At 45.7% G+C, this 17,172-nt stretch carries 15 protein-coding genes, 1 tRNA gene and 1 pseudogene; 11 read left to right on the top strand and 6 right to left on the bottom strand.

Going from position 1 to position 17,172, the window contains the following annotated elements; translation table 11 throughout:
* Positions 1-493 precede the first annotated feature (493 nt).
* Positions 494-565: transfer RNA gene (locus C400_RS0118100), tRNA-Val, on the bottom strand.
* 140 nt (positions 566-705) lie between these two features.
* On the opposite strand from C400_RS0118100, the gene C400_RS0118095 reads away from it, so the two are divergent.
* Positions 706-1,149, top strand: a complete 444-nt coding sequence (locus C400_RS0118095; RefSeq protein WP_017427817.1) for a GNAT family N-acetyltransferase — start codon at positions 706-708, stop codon at positions 1,147-1,149.
* 86 nt (positions 1,150-1,235) lie between these two features.
* A complete protein-coding gene (locus C400_RS0118090; RefSeq protein WP_016822393.1) occupies positions 1,236-1,472 on the top strand; it encodes a DUF3892 domain-containing protein in 237 nt (78 codons plus the stop codon).
* A 127-nt stretch (positions 1,473-1,599) separates the two neighbouring features.
* Here C400_RS0118090 and C400_RS0118085 read toward each other — a convergent pair whose 3' ends face one another.
* Positions 1,600-2,358 (bottom strand): MBL fold metallo-hydrolase, encoded by a 759-nt coding sequence (locus C400_RS0118085; RefSeq protein ID WP_017427816.1) that lies wholly within the window; start codon positions 2,356-2,358, stop codon positions 1,600-1,602.
* Between the two features lie 200 nt (positions 2,359-2,558).
* On the opposite strand from C400_RS0118085, the gene C400_RS0118080 reads away from it, so the two are divergent.
* Positions 2,559-3,116, top strand: coding sequence for a hypothetical protein (locus C400_RS0118080; RefSeq protein WP_013371897.1), 558 nt, complete (start codon positions 2,559-2,561; stop codon positions 3,114-3,116).
* A gap of 79 nt (positions 3,117-3,195) precedes the next feature.
* The gene (locus tag C400_RS0118075; protein WP_007431055.1) at positions 3,196-3,501 is read left to right on the top strand and encodes a DUF1292 domain-containing protein; all 306 of its coding nucleotides are present in this window, start codon (positions 3,196-3,198) and stop codon (positions 3,499-3,501) included.
* A 115-nt stretch (positions 3,502-3,616) separates the two neighbouring features.
* Here C400_RS0118075 and C400_RS0118070 read toward each other — a convergent pair whose 3' ends face one another.
* Entirely contained in the window at positions 3,617-5,092 is a 1,476-nt protein-coding gene (locus C400_RS0118070; protein ID WP_016822391.1) for an aminotransferase class I/II-fold pyridoxal phosphate-dependent enzyme, read from the bottom strand.
* 187 nt (positions 5,093-5,279) lie between these two features.
* Between C400_RS0118070 and C400_RS0118065 the strand changes: the two genes are divergently transcribed.
* A complete protein-coding gene (locus C400_RS0118065) occupies positions 5,280-6,566 on the top strand; it encodes an MFS transporter (RefSeq protein WP_017427815.1) in 1,287 nt (428 codons plus the stop codon).
* Positions 6,567-6,609: 43 nt separating this feature from the next.
* On the opposite strand, the gene C400_RS0118060 is transcribed toward C400_RS0118065, so the two are convergent.
* Positions 6,610-7,242 (bottom strand): YktB family protein, encoded by a 633-nt coding sequence (locus C400_RS0118060; protein WP_017427814.1) that lies wholly within the window; start codon positions 7,240-7,242, stop codon positions 6,610-6,612.
* 279 nt (positions 7,243-7,521) lie between these two features.
* Here C400_RS0118060 and C400_RS0118050 point away from each other — a divergent pair, with 279 nt between their 5' ends.
* Both C400_RS0118050 and gndA read left to right on the top strand, forming a co-directional pair.
* Positions 7,522-8,121, top strand: coding sequence for a hypothetical protein (locus C400_RS0118050; RefSeq protein WP_013371892.1), 600 nt, complete (start codon positions 7,522-7,524; stop codon positions 8,119-8,121).
* Between the two features lie 174 nt (positions 8,122-8,295).
* A complete protein-coding gene (gndA, locus tag C400_RS0118045; RefSeq protein WP_017427812.1) occupies positions 8,296-9,702 on the top strand; it encodes an NADP-dependent phosphogluconate dehydrogenase in 1,407 nt (468 codons plus the stop codon).
* Between the two features lie 245 nt (positions 9,703-9,947).
* Here gndA and C400_RS0118040 read toward each other — a convergent pair whose 3' ends face one another.
* Positions 9,948-10,253 carry a rhodanese-like domain-containing protein gene (locus tag C400_RS0118040; RefSeq protein ID WP_013371889.1) on the bottom strand — a complete coding sequence of 102 codons (306 nt, stop codon included), beginning with the start codon at positions 10,251-10,253 and terminating at the stop codon, positions 9,948-9,950.
* Between the two features lie 268 nt (positions 10,254-10,521).
* On the opposite strand from C400_RS0118040, the gene aroA reads away from it, so the two are divergent.
* The 4 genes and pseudogenes from aroA to ptsP all read left to right on the top strand — a co-directional run bounded on the left by aroA (position 10,522) and on the right by ptsP (position 16,210).
* Positions 10,522-11,814 carry a 3-phosphoshikimate 1-carboxyvinyltransferase gene (gene aroA, locus C400_RS0118035; RefSeq protein WP_013371888.1) on the top strand — a complete coding sequence of 431 codons (1,293 nt, stop codon included), beginning with the start codon at positions 10,522-10,524 and terminating at the stop codon, positions 11,812-11,814.
* Between the two features lie 33 nt (positions 11,815-11,847).
* Positions 11,848-12,282, top strand: a complete 435-nt coding sequence (locus C400_RS0118030) for a CoA-binding protein (protein WP_017427811.1) — start codon at positions 11,848-11,850, stop codon at positions 12,280-12,282.
* Between the two features lie 303 nt (positions 12,283-12,585).
* Positions 12,586-14,468 (top strand): annotated as a pseudogene (locus C400_RS0118025) (glucose PTS transporter subunit IIA).
* The gene (gene ptsP / locus C400_RS0118020; protein WP_017427810.1) at positions 14,465-16,210 is read left to right on the top strand and encodes a phosphoenolpyruvate--protein phosphotransferase; all 1,746 of its coding nucleotides are present in this window, start codon (positions 14,465-14,467) and stop codon (positions 16,208-16,210) included. The pseudogene C400_RS0118025 and the gene ptsP overlap by 4 nt, the downstream one beginning before the upstream one ends.
* Positions 16,211-16,349: 139 nt before the next feature.
* On the opposite strand, the gene C400_RS0118015 is transcribed toward ptsP, so the two are convergent.
* Complete coding sequence (locus C400_RS0118015) at positions 16,350-16,886, bottom strand: type 1 glutamine amidotransferase domain-containing protein (protein ID WP_017427809.1); 537 nt, start codon at positions 16,884-16,886, stop codon at positions 16,350-16,352.
* Positions 16,887-17,172: the final 286 nt, after the last annotated feature.

Genomic DNA, 17,172 nt, shown 5'->3' with positions numbered 1-17,172 from the left:
TGCTCGTCATTTTCGATTCGCTCTGAAACTCTTTCCGCCATTGTTCTGCGCAGCCTCTCTCCTGAGATCGACCGGAAACGGACACAGGCTGCTGTAGAGGCAGTTCTTGAGAAATACAAGATATATAATAAGTTTGCTTCTATTATGAACCTTCTTGTTGAGAAGGAGTAGAGAAAGAGTGGGAAAATGAACGAAATTAAAGTGGCTAATGATTGGGCGCAATACCCTATGACTCTGCGCCCCAAGTATGTTGAGGAAATAATGAAGATGAGCCCAAAAAAGACCTACGAGTTTCTGGTAGGGAAATATATATCAGTAAATTGGTATTTCGTAACTGGCATGATGGTACTAATTTTGATGTGTTCCAAAACAACGAAAGCAGCGGATCTTAGCCGCTGCTTTTTTGTATCAAAAAGTGATTCGTATTAAATTCGTATCGGATATGAGTTTATAAAAATAAGAACCCCCCCTATAAATCAAGGGGGGTTCGGTATAGGACGGATGGGGATCGAACCCATGACCCTTACCCTGTCAAGATAATGCTCTCCCGCTGAGCTACCGTCCTGTAGTTACTAGATAATATCATGTATTAACCATATATGTAAAGTGAAAAAATAGAAATCAGCCTGTACTTCATGACTATTTATATATATAATTCAAATTTAGTGAGTTTACATTTGAAATTAAGGATAGGAGGAACAGATGATGGCCGCAGAAATTATAACTGTAACAACAGAAGAGCAACTGCAGAAGGCAATATTGATCCGTACCAAAGTGTTTGTCGAAGAGCAGAAGGTTCCTCTGGATCTTGAAATTGATCATTATGACAAGCTGGGAGATACCGCCCATCATTTGCTAATTTGTGAACATGGGGAAATGGTGGCTACTGGTCGGCTGACATATTACGATGAAGAGACAGCTAAAATGCAACGTATTGCCGTTCTCAAGGAGCATCGTGCAGCAGGTTATGGACGTGTATTACTGCTAGCACTGGAGGAACGTGCACGTGAACTTGGGCTGAGATACTCGTTGTTAGATGCTCAATGTCAAGCTGAGAAGTTTTACGAAAAGCTTGGCTATGAAACGATCTCCGATGAACCTTTTGATGATGCGGGAATACCGCATGTACGTATGCGTAAAAAGTTGTAGTCGAGGCACAGGGGGTATACAAAGCTGTACAATGCGCATGCTAGTAAAAGTTCCTCCACTATACTATGGATAAGGAGCGATGCAGCATGGCTAATACAGAACGAGAACAAATTACGGCAGTACGTAAAAACGGGGATGGCGATCTTGCGTCATTTCAGACGTCTACTGGACGGATTTTGGATTATAGCCAAGCGTTGAACGAGATTGAAGCAGGTTCAATTGCAGGCGTCAACGTGTTCAAGGCCAAGGATGGAAGCAAACGAATTCGAGGGGATGCCGATGGAGATCCTTCTAATAACCTGGATCAACTGCCGTTGTTCTGACCTTGACTCGCAACATTAACGTCCAAGCTTATCATTGTATACAAAAAATATGCAGCAAGCCGCCTAGCTATCCTTTGTAGGAAAGTCGGGCGGCTTTTTGTTAATTGTTAATACTCCCTTTAGTCGGTTACTCTGCACGTTCCAATTCTACTAGCGGATATACTCGTTGCTGCTCCAGAAAGGACATAATCCCTGCCTTATCTCTAAATTGTTCCATATCGTCACTATAGTGCATCAGATGAATTTGCTCTTGAAGAGGTGTTGGCAAGCTTAGCAGCTCATCTAACGTTGTATGGACTTCTCCGGCACCTTGTAATTGAACCTCATGTAAAATGCTCCGACATCCCCGTTCATGCACCAGATGATGAAGTAAATCGGGATCAAAAACCATGTCCGCACTATAAAAAAGACGATCATTAATGAACAAAGAGTAACTGTTTTTGCCAGGAATATGCCGTGTAGGGATCAGCTCTACCTGGATACCCGGTACTAAGGTGGTGGGTACGCCAGGGGTTATGACATTTACCTCGAATACATCCTCAAGCTTGTCAATCATACCTTGCTGTGACATGCCGCCCTTGAGCGTATGCTCCCATAAAGGGTGGATTAATGGTTCGGCGATATAAAGCAGAGGTTTGCGACGATGGAGGATATTCATTTGAAAACCAAATTCCTCTAGGCCTCCGACATGATCTGCGTGAATATGTGTGATTAAAATAGCGTCAATATCAGGCAAAGGGACACCCATCTGGTGTAATGCTAGAGATGCGGTTGTACCGCAATCGATCAGCAGCTTGCCTTCCCCGCTATCCAGCAGCGCGTTGTTGTTGTAATAATGCTTGGCAAAGGCGCTACCTGTACCAAGCATCTGTATCGTTAGGCCCATTATGGATTCACCCTCCAGACGATGTGTTATAAGACACTCTACAATCGTATTTTAACATCTAGGCTGCAGGAACTAAAGATTTGGCTCCTTATGTAAAAACTTTGGACAATTTGTGAAACACAGCGCAACTTGTGCGGCTGAGCTAGGTATAAATGTACGACAGATGGTTTTTAACAGATAACGATGGAGGGATATGTAGTATGAAATGGAGAAAAGTGATGGCCCTAGTGATGGCCTTTTCAATAATGGGAGGGACCGTCATTTCGGCGGAGTCCGCCAAGGACCAAGTGCAGTTGATTATTAACGGAGAAGTGTCAAAAGATGGCGCAGTTGTCATTGATGGGAAAACTTATGTGCCTATCCGTGACTTTAACGGGCTTGTAAATTTTGATCCCTCTGGTGGAAAAGTTGTCTTCGACCAGCCAAACGTGCATATGTTCCTGTTCAAGGGAGATACTGTGTTTGGTAACGTGAATAAAGGTAACAAAGTGAAGTTTAATGTTTTCAGCCAAATTGATACCCTGAAAACAGATATCTCCGGAGTGAAAGTAGCGATTACCGACCCTTCGGGCAATGTAAAGGATATTCAGTCCCAAGATATCAAAGGAGCGCAAAAGGATAACTTCTGGTTCCGTACGAACGACTTTACGTATGATTTCAAAACAGCAGGGAACTATCGAGTCGGTTTCTACATTAAAGAAAGTAAAGACGGTAGTTATACACTGGTATCCGAAAAAGTCATTACAGCCATAAATTAGGCATACCACAAATTGACCTGCACTCTTGATCATGTTACGATACGAGGGAAAATAAAACAATTTGAAGGTAGGTATTTCCATGAGTGATCACAAACATGAACACGGTGAAGCCTGCAACCACGATCATGACCACGAACATGAAGAAATGGTTCTTACGCTAACTGATGAAAATGGCAAAGATGTAGAAATGGTGCTGGTAGAGACCTTTGACGTAGAAGATCACGTGTATGCTCTGTTGCTTGAGCGTGGCAATCCCGAAGCGGATGGTATCATTCTTCGTATGGAAGAAGAAAACGAAGAAATGGTGCTTTACAATATTGAGGACGAAGATGAGTGGAAGCGTGTAGAAGCAGCTTATAGCGAGCTTGTTGCCCAATACGAATAAGATTGGATACAGCAGCTGCTCTTGCTCTTCAAAACACTAGAAAAGCCCCCGAATGGGGGCTTTTTTTGTTGACCATCAACATTTTTTTTGCATGCAGATGCTAACAGATCATTGTTTAAGAAATAGCGTCAGTCTCAACGATAACCTTCACCTGATGTACCGTTCGATCCTCAGGTCCTTTAACAGGCAGGCCTACTTCCACATGATCTACAATATAATCAATATTGTCCTGCGAAATAACTTCGCCCGGCAATAGGATTGGGATGCCTGGTGGATATACATAAATGAATTCTGCAATGATACGGCCAGCAGATTCCTTGAAGGGTACGATTTCCGTATCTCCGTAAAAAGCGTCTCTCGGAATGAGGGAGAGCTGCGGTATATCCGGTATCTTTACAACCAGCTCATGCTGCTGACCTGTGGAATAGTGTAGTGAAGCCAGCTCGCGCAAAGCTTTTAATAAAATGTCAATTTCCTCTTTGGTATCACCAGGAGTCACCAAACAGAGAATATTATACATATCGCTAAGCTCAACTTCGATATTGTAGTGATCTCTCAGCCAATTTTCCACATCATATCCGGTAAGGCCTAAATGGCGAATATGAACCGTCACTTTGGTCGGATCATAATCATAGGTAGCTTCCGTGCCAAGAATTTCACTGCCAAAGCAATATAGCCCTTCGATTTTGTTGACCTCTGCGCGGCAATATTCAGCTAATTCCAGAGCACGTTGTGCGATTTCATGGCCGTTAAGGGCCAAATTGCGTCGGGATGTGTCCAACGAAGCCAGCAGAATATACGAAGTGGACGTCGTTGTCAGCATACTGAAAATAGTTTGTACACGCTGCGGGTTAACGAATCCGTTTTTTGTATTTACGTTTAGTATCGAGCTTTGAGTCAAAGAACCACCCAGCTTGTGAACGCTTGTAGCTGACATGTCTGCCCCCGCCTCCATGGCGGACATCGGCAAATCAGCATGAAAATGAATCAGTACTCCGTGAGCCTCATCGACCAGGACCGGCACATTATAGCTGTGAGCGAGATCTACAATTTCCTTCAAATCGGCGCACACACCGTAATATGTCGGGTTGATGACAAGGACGCCCTTGGCGTCAGGGTGACGTTCCAACGCCCGGCGTACGGACTTGGTTGTAACCCCGTGGTGAATACCGAGATTCTCATCACTGACCGGAGAAATAAATACCGGCTTCGCACCAGCGAAGATAATGGCAGACATTATGGATTTGTGTATATTTCGGGGTACAATAATTTTATCACCTGGCATACAAATGGACATAATCATGGTGATAATGGCTCCGCTTGTCCCCTGTACACTGTAATAAGTATAATCAGCTCCGAAGGCTTCTGCTGCAAGCTTTTGAGCTTCTTCAATGACGCCTGATGGCTGATGCAGATCGTCCAATGGAGCGATATTGATCATATCTATGGAAAAAGCATTATCCCCCATAAATTCGCGAAATTCCCGATCTGCCCCCACTCCCTTTTTATGACCTGGGATGTGAAATTGAACCGGGTTGCTCTGAGCATGCTTTTTCAAAGCAGTAAAAAGCGGGGTGTTGCTTTGATTCATTAGTGTTGTCACAACCTTTCATGCAGGATTTCGACAATCCTGTGCAATTGATAATAGAACAAAATTGAGTATAGCAGTTTGAAGTAGGAATGCAAGCGATTGAGGGCGCATTTATTTGCGAAAGAGTGGAGTAGGCGGAGAACCCCGAAAGTATAGACAAAAAACAAAGGCGGAGGATGTGGGATAGATGAAGCATATTAGACGAAAAAAAGCTTCGCAGCGGCTGTGGACTTCTTTTTTTGCCAAATTATGGATACTGGTGTTTCTGGTCGAATTTATGAAGGGATCTCTTCTGGTTTCCATCCTGCCGGTATATATGGGAGAAACGTTGGGGCTGTCGGCCGGAATTATCGGTTTAGCCTTTTCGCTTCAGTATTTCGGAGACAATGCATTCCGGGCACCGGCGGGCTGGATGGCTGAACGGCTCGGTTACCGTGGCACGATGTCAACCGCGTTGTTGTTTACACTTGTAGCGATCATTATGCTAAGCGCACTGACAGAACCTGTGTGGCTCGTCATCGCGTGTCTGCTACTAGGACTGGGGACATCTCCGCTCTGGCCGTGTGTGATGACCGGAACAACCGAAATGTCCGGACCTAATAACAATAATGGTGCAGCGATGGGAACACTGGAAATTGCGTCCATGGGCGGAACGGGCTTGGGTCCACTCGTTATGAACTTCGCCATATCCCACTACGGACACTCTTACGGTATGGTGTTCATGATTTTGATAGGATGCAGTATTGTATTACTACTGGTTGCTCTTATGCTGCCTGGAACGAACAGGTCTGCTGGCAAAGGTGACCTCGAACAGAGCGCTCTCATATCTTCTGATGGGAAGTCCAAGCAGAAGCGGCAAGTGCTGAGTGGTATCCAGGAGACGATCAACACGCTCAAAACCAAGCTTAATGTGAATCCGTTAATTTACCCTGCGCTGTTTTTGCAGTCCTTTGTCATCGGTTTGATCAGCCCTGTGCTAACGCTGTACGCGCGGACGGATCTCGGAATTTCACCGAACTTGTATAGCGTGCTTCTGATTGCCGGCGGTGGGGTGACTGTGCTGGCATTGATCCCTTGTGGCAAGCTGGTGGATCGCCTTGGAACCAAGTACTTTTTGCACATCGGATTTTTGCTTGCCGGGACCACGCTATTTTTCTTTTCAACAGTACAGACCATCCCACTTGTGTTTGTATCCGTAGCAATCATTGGCTTGGGATATGCGCTCATTTTGCCTGCATGGAACACGTTTCTTGCCCAACTGATTCCGGAAAGCGAGCGTGCAACAGTATGGGGCTTTTTTTTAACACTCCAAGGCTCTGGCATGGTTATTGGTCCGCTCGTTTCAGGAGTGCTATGGGACCGCGCTGGACACACAGCTCCATTTATCATCAGTGGGATCGTGATGCTGCTCATGTTTGGCTGCCATCTGGCTTTGGCGCGCAATCCACGGAGAAAAATCGTTGTTAAGGCTTGAAAGGTACTATCAAAAGCGGGTCAGGGCTGCATTTATTCTGAAGCTATTCCTTTGGAAAAGACATCCGGTACAGTGGCAGCAAATGCTCAAAAGTGGAACGCACTGTCTGCAGTAGCGCAGCTCCGTCACTAGCGAGAGGATCATTACGATCAATGCGGAGCCCGCACATGACCTCGGCTTTTTTCACCTGCTGCAGCTTGTTAATGATGGTTTGAAACTCTTCAGTGTCCATTTGCTGCTGTTCTGTACCTTGTGGAGCCATATGATCCATGGACCAGTAAAAGTGACCTGGTATGTTAGATCGCACATCGCTCAGGTTGGTTTCAAGCGCCTGGGCAAATGTGATTTTATTCGGACTTTCATAAATGACTGCGAATATGACGAATATATGGGAAGCGAACATACCTACCTCAAAATGCGGCAACGCCTTATACCCGCGTTTATTTGCCGCCCAGGCTACCCATGTATCGATCGGGGGATTGACCTTGCGTCGTGCATGCTTGGCAACGTGAACGTGCATAGGCTCCCCGCATAAGTCCGTCAGGAAGGGGGCTAACTCCTCGCCAATCGCCTCCAACTTGGGCCGAACCTGCTGAATCAGCACCTCCATGCGAGGTTCCAATCCTGGTATTTCAAAGACATCAAAGTCCTTTGCAGTAAATCCACTGAATGTCATTCCTATTCCTCCTGTATCTAGGCTAAGCCATATCGTGTGACGTAATATGTCCGATTATAGCATAATGTCAGCGGGCTTGGCCGACTTTAGGCCGGGCTCGGTACAAGCATATAAGGCAAAAGTAGGATTGTGCGTTGTTACTCATAAAAATAGGTCAAATAACCAAGTACCCTTACATAAAATGAAGTATAAAATAGAGCAAGGGAAGATCAAGCGGGAAAGCCGCAGGCTTGCTGTAGCCGGACTTCTTGAATCGGACTTGAAAAAGGAGGGAATGCCGTGAACAAGGGCTGTGAGGTAGAATATTGCAATCTAGAGCTCCGGTTTAGCCGTCGGCATATCCATAATCTGATCAAGGATTTGATATCGGAAGGGTATTCGCTGTACTGGAGCGAGGATGAGTCGTATCTGGTTTTGTCGGTGAGAACCGGGCGCAAGCTGGTGAAGCTCCGTTTTCAACAATTGCGCACTGGACACTACAAGCTGGCTGGAGATTATGTAATCCGCGATGCCAAGCTGGCTGAGTGGTTGGAGAAGCTGATTGGAAGCACCCGAGGTCATGCCATTGTCAAAAGAGTCAAGGATCATCATATTTTGGTGGAAAATATTTTGTTCGGCGAGGTCATTCGTCTGGTCGAGGTTACTGGCTTTAAGCAGCGCGTTATTTATCAGAAGGGACCGGTGCTGTCCGCTCAGGAAATGGAGGATATGTATGCTTCCAATGAAGGGGAAACCCGGCTGCTGCTGCTTAAGATGGAAGTAGACGATGAATTGGAGAAGCTGTTCAAGGCGATGACGGAGAAAGATACGATTAAAATCGAGAATAGCCATAAACGCCTGCAAACGCTATCTCACCAACTGCTGATGATGGAAGCGTAGTACATCAGAACACCTCATGCAAAATGGGGTGTTTTGATCTGCGATTAGACAGGGGTTCACTTCTGACACTAAAAACGTTAAAATAGAAGTGCACGTGTTCCGATTCACATAAAGTGTAATGCGGTAAAGCGGCGATATAGAACACAAAATATGTTGCAAAGGATGAGGAACCAGATGGCAAAACAGCAAATTGGTGTGATCGGCCTGGCGGTAATGGGTAAAAACTTGGCCCTTAATATTGAGAGCAGAGGCTTCACCGTTTCGGTTTTTAACCGCTCTCCAGAAAAAACGCACGATCTTATCAAAGAAGCAGAAGGTAAAAAACTGACGGGTACTTTCTCCATTGAAGAATTTGTGAACTCACTGGAATCACCCCGTAAAATTCTGATCATGGTTCAAGCTGGTAAAGCTACAGATGCCACGATTGAACAGCTTGTGCCTCATCTGGACAAGGGCGACATTATTATAGACGGAGGCAATGCCTACTTCCCTGATACACAGCGCCGCAGCAAGGAGCTGGAGGAAAAAGGACTTCGCTTTATTGGTACAGGCGTATCCGGTGGTGAAGAAGGTGCCTTGAATGGTCCTGCCATTATGCCAGGTGGACAAGAAAGTGCCTACAAACTGGTAGAGCCGATTCTGACTGCAATCTCTGCTAAAGTGGACGGCGACCCATGCTGTACATATATCGGTCCCGACGGTGCTGGTCACTATGTAAAAATGGTGCATAACGGTATCGAGTACGGCGACATGCAATTGATTGGTGAAGCATATCACTTGCTGAAATCAGTTCTGAATGTGAGTGCAGAAGAGCTTCATGAAATCTTTACAGAATGGAATAAAGGTGAATTGGACAGCTACCTGATCGAAATTACAGCTGACATCTTCTCCCAATATGATGCTGAAACAGGCAAGCCTATGGTAGATGTGATCTTGGACGCTGCAGGTCAAAAAGGGACTGGTAAATGGACAAGCCAAAGCGCGCTGGATCTGGGTGTGCCATTGTCCATGATTACTGAGTCCGTATTCTCCCGTTTCTTGTCTGCTATGAAAGATGAGCGCATTGCGGCAAGCAAAGTGCTGAGCGGTCCTAAAGCTGAATCCTTCAGCGGCAACAAAAAAGAATTTATCGAAAGCGTACGTAAAGCATTGTTTGCAAGTAAAATTGTGTCTTATGCTCAAGGTTTCGCTCAAATGCGTGCAGCTTCCGATGAATATGATTGGGATTTGAAATACGGAAAAATTGCAATGATCTTCCGCGGTGGTTGCATTATCCGTTCGCAATTCCTGCAAAACATCAAGGATGCGTATGACCGTGATCCTGCTCTGAAAAACCTGTTGCTGGACTCTTATTTCAAAAATGTAGTAGAAACGTATCAAGATGCATGGCGTCAAGTGATTTCCGTGGCTGTATCTCAAGGTATTCCAGTGCCTGGCTTCTCCAGCGCGCTTGCTTACTATGACAGCTATCGCACTGAGCGTTTGCCAGCAAATCTGTTGCAAGCGCAACGTGACTACTTTGGTGCACATACGTTCAAGCGTGTGGACAAAGAAGGCGTATTCCATCATCAATGGTTCTAATGAACTGACGAATGTGTAAGGATGTAGTATGTAACACAACGGAAGCTTTTTTGCCCTTGGGGTAGAAGAAGCTTCCGTTTTTTGATTGGGTATTTTAGATACGATTTTGGATGCGCTAAAGGATTGTGTAATCTTTTGACGCTATGGTATGATAGAAGCATAATATTTTAATGCTTTACCGCGTCTAAGCCTGAGCCTAAATAAAAGAGACGGAAAGTTTCCGTCTCTTTTATAGACTAGCTGTTTTACTGCTCCTGTGACCATTGCAGCATGCCACCAGTCATGTTGGTGCAACCCTCGTAACCTAGCTGCTGCAAATATTCGCAGGCACGTTCACTGCGATAACCGCTCCGGCAAATAAAGATAATTTCACCGGTGCGTTCAATTTCCTCAAGGCGGCCCGGAATCTGTCCGAGCGGAATGTGCTTGGCACCTTCAATCATACCTTCCGCTACTTCTTCCGCCTCACGGACGTCGATCAATTGCAATTGCTCTCCTGCTTGCAGGCGTGCGCGAAGCTCAGAAGGTTCAATCAGAGCGATTTGCGTCATGGCTGGACCTCTTTTCTAATGTAAATGGGTATTACTTGTATTGTTGGCGTGTGAGAAACGTCACACTCTCTATGTATGATAGCGAAGCGATCTCTAAGCTGTCAATTAGCCTAAATCTAAAAATTAAATAAAGATTAGTCAACCAGGTTGCTAAACCTCGACAGACCTAGATGAATATTCCTTATTTTTTAGGTGGAGAAATGAACGTTACAACTTGTATAATTAACGTAAACTAGGATGGTTTGAATCGAAAAGGAGCATGTATAATATGGATGTTATCGTTAGACCTACCCCTTCCTTGCAAGGAGAGATTGGGGCTTTGTCCTCCAAAAACTACACGACTCGTTATCTGCTTACGGCTGCACTAGCCGATGGACAAAGTACTATTTATTATCCAGCTCATAGTGAGGACAGTGACGCTATGCGTCGTTGTATCACCGATCTGGGAGCAGTGCTGGAAGAGGATGATGAAAAAATAGTGATTACAGGTTTTGGTAGCCATCCTCAAGCTGTGAAGGAACTGAACGTAGGCAATGCAGGAGCGGTGCTCCGTTTTTTGATGGGAATTGCGTCCCTATGTCCGGATGTTACATTTGTGAATACATATCCCGACTCATTGGGGAAAAGGCCCCATGACGATCTAATTGATGCATTGGGCCAACTAGGTGTTAAAGTAGATCATCGTGAAGGCAAGTTGCCAATACGTATTCAGGGTGGTCAGGCGAAGGGCGGTAAAATTGAGGTGTCCGGCTCGGTTAGCTCACAGTATTTAAGCGCTCTGTTGTTCCTTACACCTTTACTGGAGGAAGATAGTGAAATTGAAGTACTGCATGATTTGAAATCCAAAGTGGTCATTGGGCAGACTCTAGAGGTATTGCAAGAGGCTGGTATTACTATTCATGCAAGTGATGACTACATGTCTTTCCGCGTCCCGGGGCGGCAATCCTATCAGCCACGTACGTATACTGTACAGGGGGATTATCCAGGGAGTGCTGCGGTGCTGGCGGCGGCTGCAGTAACGAATTCCGATGTTACCATCCATCGTCTTAAAGAGCAGAGCAAACAGGGAGAACGCGCTATTGTAGATGTACTGCGTATGATGGAAGTACCACTGACACATGAGAACGATACCGTCGTTGTAAAGGGGAACGGCCGATTGAAGGCCATCGAGTTTGATGGTGATGCCGCGACAGATGCTGTACTTGCCATGGTAGCTGCGGCTGTATTTGCCGAAGGTACATCTCGTTTTTATAACGTGGAAAATTTACGGTATAAGGAATGTGACCGAATTACGGATTATTTGAATGAGTTGAGCAAGGCTGGGGCTCGGGTAGAAGAACGTCAAGCGGAAATCATTGTGCATGGTAGACCGGAGGGTGTCGAAGGTGGAGTGGAAATCAACGCGCATTATGATCACCGTGTCATTATGGCATTGACGGTTGTAGGTTTGCGCGCGCAGAAGCCGCTAGTGATCAAGGATGCGCATCATGTCGCCAAATCGTATCCACAGTATTTCGACCATCTGACGACGCTTGGTGCTTCCGTAGAATGGGTAAAATAAAGGTAAGTTAAGATACAGACAGGAGGAGATAGAATGGCTTTTGAAAATCCGTCCAGAGAAGAGATTAAGAATATTTTGGAACAAGTAGGCAATATTGCGGTTGTAGGTTTGTCTGATAAATCAGACCGCACCTCATACATGGTTTCTTATGCTATGCAAAAGCGGGGATACCGGATTATTCCGGTTAATCCTGCGGCCGCAGGGCAAACGATTCTTGGAGAGACTTGCTATGCCAGTCTTGCTGAAGTACCAGAGCCCGTTGAATTGGTTAATGTATTCCGTCGCAGTGAATACTGCGCAGAGGTTGCGCGTGAAGCCGCTGCTATTGGAGCTAAGATATTGTGGCTACAACAGGGAATTATAAGCCAGGAAGCCGCTGACATTGCGCAGGAGCATGGAATGACGGTTATTATGGATCGTTGCATTAAAGTGGAGGATTCAGTAACCCAAGCTGTACGTAAAGGATAACCACACCTCTGACCCATGCTATATGTACATGAAGAAAACCTTCTTCCCTTGTTTCATAGGGTTGAAGGTTTTTGGTGTGAAATCAGAATTATGATACAGTATATTATACTTTCAGGAATCCATATAATGTATGTATGTATGCTTGGAATATGATAGGGTCTAGTTAAATTCATAGGGTTATCGTTGAGTAATAAGTTATATGACCTGTAAAAGCGTAAATAAATATTTTTGGCTGACGGAACCATGGCTTTGACAAAAGTATTTATTCGGCTTACCATCAGGGATAGAAGGGAGAGGAATGCCATGAATTGGCTCGGATCCTTACAACAGCTTGGTCGTGCTGTCATGCTCCCGACGATGGTGCTACCGGCAGCTGCAATATTGCTAAGTCTCGGCAGCCTTCCTTGGGCCACGTGGGGATTTCCTATGGTGTCCGATATGGCAAATGCGGCGGGACACGGGATTTTTTATTTTTTGCCGTATTTGTTTGCGGTTGGTGTTGCACTGGGTATGTCGAATCAAGCAGGTCAGGCCGGACTGGCTGCATTGGCTGGTATGGCTATATATGATCAGGTCACATTGAGATTTGGAAACGGACTCATTCAGCCAGCGACGCTCATTGGTATCATTTTGGGGATCATTTCAGGGTTGGCTTATAATCGCTTCAAAAGCATTAAGTTGCCTGAAGTGCTTCAGTTTTTTGGGGGAACCCGATTTGTTCTGCTGCTTATTGGTCTGTTCTCTGCTGTATTTGCAGGGCTCATGTTGATTATTGCTCCGCTGATTCAACGAGGACTGGAATTTATTGTAGGCCTGGAATCGAGCTTGGGCGGTTTTGGACTGCTTATTTACGGCATTCTATACCGGCTGTTGGCAGCTTTTGGTCTTCACCATCTGCTTAACAATATATTTTGGTTTCAACTGGGTACATACAAAACTCCGTCTGGCAACGTTGTGCAGGGGGATCTACCCCGGTTTTTTGCTGGCGATCCGACAGCGGGCTATTTCATGTCTGGGTTGTTTCCCATTATGATGTTTGCGATCCCTGCGATTGCGTTAGCGATCATTCAGGAAGCTCGTGAAGATTTGAAGCCAAAGGTGCAAAAAACGTTTCTGACGGCCGCATTGGTCTGTTTTTTTACCGGAGTGTCGGAACAGATTGAGTTTGCCTTTTTGTTTGCTGCTCCTTATTTGTTCCTCGTTCATGCGGTTATGTCCGGTCTGGCCATGTGGCTTACCTTTGAACTGGACATTCATCATGGCTTTTCATATTCGGCGGGTTTTATAGATTATGTCCTTAATTTCCATCTATCACATAACGCCTGGTTGTTAATTCCAGTCGGAGTGGCATACGGGCTTGTGTATTATGTACTGTTTCGATGGGCAATCCGTCGCTTCCGGATTCCAACTCCTGGACGTGAGGAAGGCTCGGTTCTGGAGGATTGGGCCGGTAATATTCCTTACAGTGCTCCACTTATTTTGGAAGCACTCGGTGGGAAAGAGAATATTGTGCAGGTAGAGGCCTGCATCACCCGTTTACGGCTGACTGTCCATAATGACAGGCTGATTGATACCGGAGCGATGAAGCTTTGGGATCGGCCGGGCTTATTAATCTGGGCGGGGGGAATTTACAAGTCGTATTTGGAACCTATTCAGAACTGATTCGTGAGGAAATTGCAAAGCTGATGGAGCGTGATCTCCCTCAAATTTTGTTCAATGCTCCTGTACATGGAAAAATGCTACCGATTCATGAAGTGCCTGACAAAATTTTTGCAACGAAGCTGGTTGGGGACGGTGTTGCTTTTGTTCCTGAACGCGGTGAACTTGTGTCTCCGGTGTATGGTACTGTGATGCACTTGTATCCGACCATGCACGCTTTAGGCATCTCCACACGAGAAGGACTTGAGGTTCTGCTTCACATCGGGATTGATACTTCACAGCTAAAAGGGAATTTTACTGCTATGGTAGAAGCAGGCGATACGGTGGAACCGGGGCAATTGCTGATCAAATTTGATTTGCAGGCGCTACGAGAGCAAGCTCCATCGCTGGTGACTCCTATGGTCATCACGAATCCGGATCGCGTCAAGTCGTGGAGCTTTGCTCCGTTTAAAACAGTGAAAAAAGGTCAGGCTTCGGTAATGTCCGTTGTGCTGCATGACAGGAATGTTGGAGGGGTAGAAACATGATAGAAGGCATCGGCGCCGCAGCAGGTGTGGCCATCGGGAAGGCATTTGTCCTGCCGAGCTGGGAATGGGATTTACCTGATCAAAAAATGGATACGGTAGATCTAGCGAAGGAATTTGAACGTTTGTATGAAGGGATACGTACATCCAAAAGTGAAATCCAGTTTATTAAAGATGAGTTCCGAGAGATGGTGGGAGCGGAGGAATCCAGCATTTTTGATGCTCATCTAGCGATATTGGAAGATCCGGAGTTCATGAATGAAATTAGCGGCATTATTCAGCGTCAGTATAAGGCGGCCGAGGTGGCTGTGAAGGAAGCTATTGATCATTTTGTGACCATGTTTGATTTGCTGGATGATGAATATATGAAGGAGCGGGCAATCGACATCAAGGATGTGGGGAACCGACTGCTCAAGCATTTGCTGGGCGCACCGGAAGTGACTCTTCCCAAGGACACTCAGCCCTATATCCTGGTAGCCAAAGAGCTCTCACCATCCCAATCGGCACACTTGAATCCCAGCTATGTGTTAGGGATTGTGACTATGAATGGTGGTAAAACATCGCATTCCGCGATTATGGCCCGTGCGCTTGGCATTCCACTCGTTTCTGGATTGGAGAGCAATATGAATTTGCCTGTTCAAACTGGAGATATGATGGTTGTGGACGGAGACCTGGGTAGAGTGTATGTGAATCCGGAAAAATCCGTAACAGACCACTATATCATTTTGCGTGACGAGCAGCGACGTAGAAAAGAGCAGCTTCAGGTACTCGCTTCGGTAGAAGCTGTGACCAAGGATGGAACCATGCTGAGACTGGCGGCCAATATTAGCTCCGTTAAAGAACTGGAGGCTGCTTTGAAGCATGGAGCTCAAGGTGTGGGGCTGTTCCGCACGGAATTTTTATATATGGATCGTAAATCTGCTCCTAATGAAGAGGAGCAGTATCAAGTATATCGACTAATAGCGGAAAAGGCAGGCAATCACTCCGTAGTCATCCGTACATTGGATATCGGCGGCGACAAGCCGTTGGATTATCTTGAACTCCCAGAGGAAGAAAATCCTTTTCTAGGTTATCGTGCTATACGGATTAGTTTGGATTGGAAGGAAATGTTTAAAACTCAATTGACTGCAATTTTGCGAGCCAGTGCAACGGGGAATATCAAGGTCATGTACCCGATGATCTCATCTGTGGAGGAAGTCCGTCAGGCAGATGTTCTTTTAAAGGAGGCTATGGCGGATCTGGATGCAAGAGGGCTTGCCTATAATCCCAAAATACAGCGAGGAATTATGATTGAGGTTCCGGCTGCGGCGATGATCGCGGATCTATTAGCAGCTGAAACCGATTTTTTTAGTATCGGAACAAATGATCTAGTTCAGTATGTGCTGGCTGTGGACCGTATGAATGAGCAGATTGCGCATATGTACCATCCATACCACCCGGCTGTACTTCGAATGCTGCGCATGACTGCACAGGCGGCACATCAAGCCGGAATTGATGTGAGTGTCTGCGGTGAGATGGCTGGAGATGAACGATCCGTTCCACTTTGGCTGGAACTAGGAATACATCAGCTCAGTATGTCCCCCCAATCTTTATTGCGGGTCAAGCATCGTGTGCTGAATACGACCGCATCTGAGGCGATGACAGTTGCTCGTGCTTGCTTTGGCATGTCTACTGGTGCAGCGATCGAAGACAAGCTGACTGCAGCTAATATCAGCTGCACCCCGGCCGGACCTGGGCGGCAGTAATGCTTTAAAATCTGAAAGCTTAGCTTGGCTCGTACAAAAAAGCACCTTCAAAACCATGAATAAAGTGGTTTTGAAGGTGCTTTTTCGATATAGCTATAGATAAGGGTTACTCAAGTCCTGAATGTGCGGACTGGATATCTTATTTCTGAGCGCTATTAGCTAATACATCGCAGAACGCTTTTCCGTAAGGGGGAAGATCAGGCGGTCGACGAGCGGATACAATATGTCCGTCTGTCACCACAGCTTCATCCTTCCAGATGGCTCCTGCATTTTCCATATCATCACGAATACCTGGTGTGGAGGTGACCGTAACACCATCCAATATTTTTGCAGAAATCAGTACCCAGCCTGCATGGCAGATTTGTCCGATGGGTTTATGTGCGGCATGAAATTCCTGTACGAGTTGAATGACCTTGGGATAGCGGCGCAGTTTATCGGGCGCCCATCCGCCAGGAACGAGAATTCCGTCATAATCGCTGCTATTCAGTTCTTCAAAGGCATATTCTGCTTCAGCAGGTACGCCGTATTTTCCAATATACTTTTTACCCTTTTCAGCACCGGCTAAATGTACTTCCGCGCCTTCTTCACGAACGCGATACACCGGGTACCATAATTCCAGATCCTCGAATTCCTCATCTACCAGGGCAATTACCTTTTTTCCGGTAAGTCTTGACATCCAACCATCCTTTCGTGCGTCACATGATGACACCTTTGTTTTGTAATCTGTACTTTTACATCTTAAGAAAAAGTACGCCCGAAGTCCATTCCTCCGCAGATTCTCGGGTTAGGAGTCGCTCTTTAACAACAATCGTCGTCATTTTTTGACCCCCAAAGCTTTGGTAATTTGTTCATTGCTGCAATCTGTGGAAGGATTTGAGGCCCCAAAGTCGAAATAAAAAAAAGGTATGATAGATTTTATAGAGTTAACAAATATTTTATAGACTAGTAGATAGATATATCTG

Origin of the sequence: Paenibacillus sp. ICGEB2008 (assembly GCF_000307675.1) — a bacterium.
GTDB classification, from domain to species: domain Bacteria; phylum Bacillota; class Bacilli; order Paenibacillales; family Paenibacillaceae; genus Paenibacillus; species Paenibacillus polymyxa.
This window is presented reverse-complemented; position numbering and strand designations above follow the sequence as displayed.

Excerpts from the sequence above, each read along its gene's own strand:
- C400_RS0118080 (WP_013371897.1), top strand. The coding sequence starts at position 2,559 with ATGAAATGGAGAAAAGTGATGGCCCTAGTGATGGCCTTTTCAATAATG.
- C400_RS0118060 (WP_017427814.1), bottom strand. The coding sequence starts at position 7,242 with ATGACATTCAGTGGATTTACTGCAAAGGACTTTGATGTCTTTGAAATA.
- C400_RS0118085 (WP_017427816.1), bottom strand. The coding sequence starts at position 2,358 with ATGGGCCTAACGATACAGATGCTTGGTACAGGTAGCGCCTTTGCCAAG.
- C400_RS0118075 (WP_007431055.1), top strand. The coding sequence starts at position 3,196 with ATGAGTGATCACAAACATGAACACGGTGAAGCCTGCAACCACGATCAT.
- C400_RS0118070 (WP_016822391.1), bottom strand. The coding sequence starts at position 5,092 with ATGAATCAAAGCAACACCCCGCTTTTTACTGCTTTGAAAAAGCATGCT.
- C400_RS0118015 (WP_017427809.1), bottom strand. The coding sequence starts at position 16,886 with ATGTCAAGACTTACCGGAAAAAAGGTAATTGCCCTGGTAGATGAGGAA.
- aroA (WP_013371888.1), top strand. The coding sequence starts at position 10,522 with ATGGATGTTATCGTTAGACCTACCCCTTCCTTGCAAGGAGAGATTGGG.
- C400_RS0118040 (WP_013371889.1), bottom strand. The coding sequence starts at position 10,253 with ATGACGCAAATCGCTCTGATTGAACCTTCTGAGCTTCGCGCACGCCTG.
- C400_RS0118030 (WP_017427811.1), top strand. The coding sequence starts at position 11,848 with ATGGCTTTTGAAAATCCGTCCAGAGAAGAGATTAAGAATATTTTGGAA.
- C400_RS0118090 (WP_016822393.1), top strand. The coding sequence starts at position 1,236 with ATGGCTAATACAGAACGAGAACAAATTACGGCAGTACGTAAAAACGGG.
- ptsP (WP_017427810.1), top strand. The coding sequence starts at position 14,465 with ATGATAGAAGGCATCGGCGCCGCAGCAGGTGTGGCCATCGGGAAGGCA.
- gndA (WP_017427812.1), top strand. The coding sequence starts at position 8,296 with ATGGCAAAACAGCAAATTGGTGTGATCGGCCTGGCGGTAATGGGTAAA.
- C400_RS0118095 (WP_017427817.1), top strand. The coding sequence starts at position 706 with ATGGCCGCAGAAATTATAACTGTAACAACAGAAGAGCAACTGCAGAAG.
- C400_RS0118065 (WP_017427815.1), top strand. The coding sequence starts at position 5,280 with ATGAAGCATATTAGACGAAAAAAAGCTTCGCAGCGGCTGTGGACTTCT.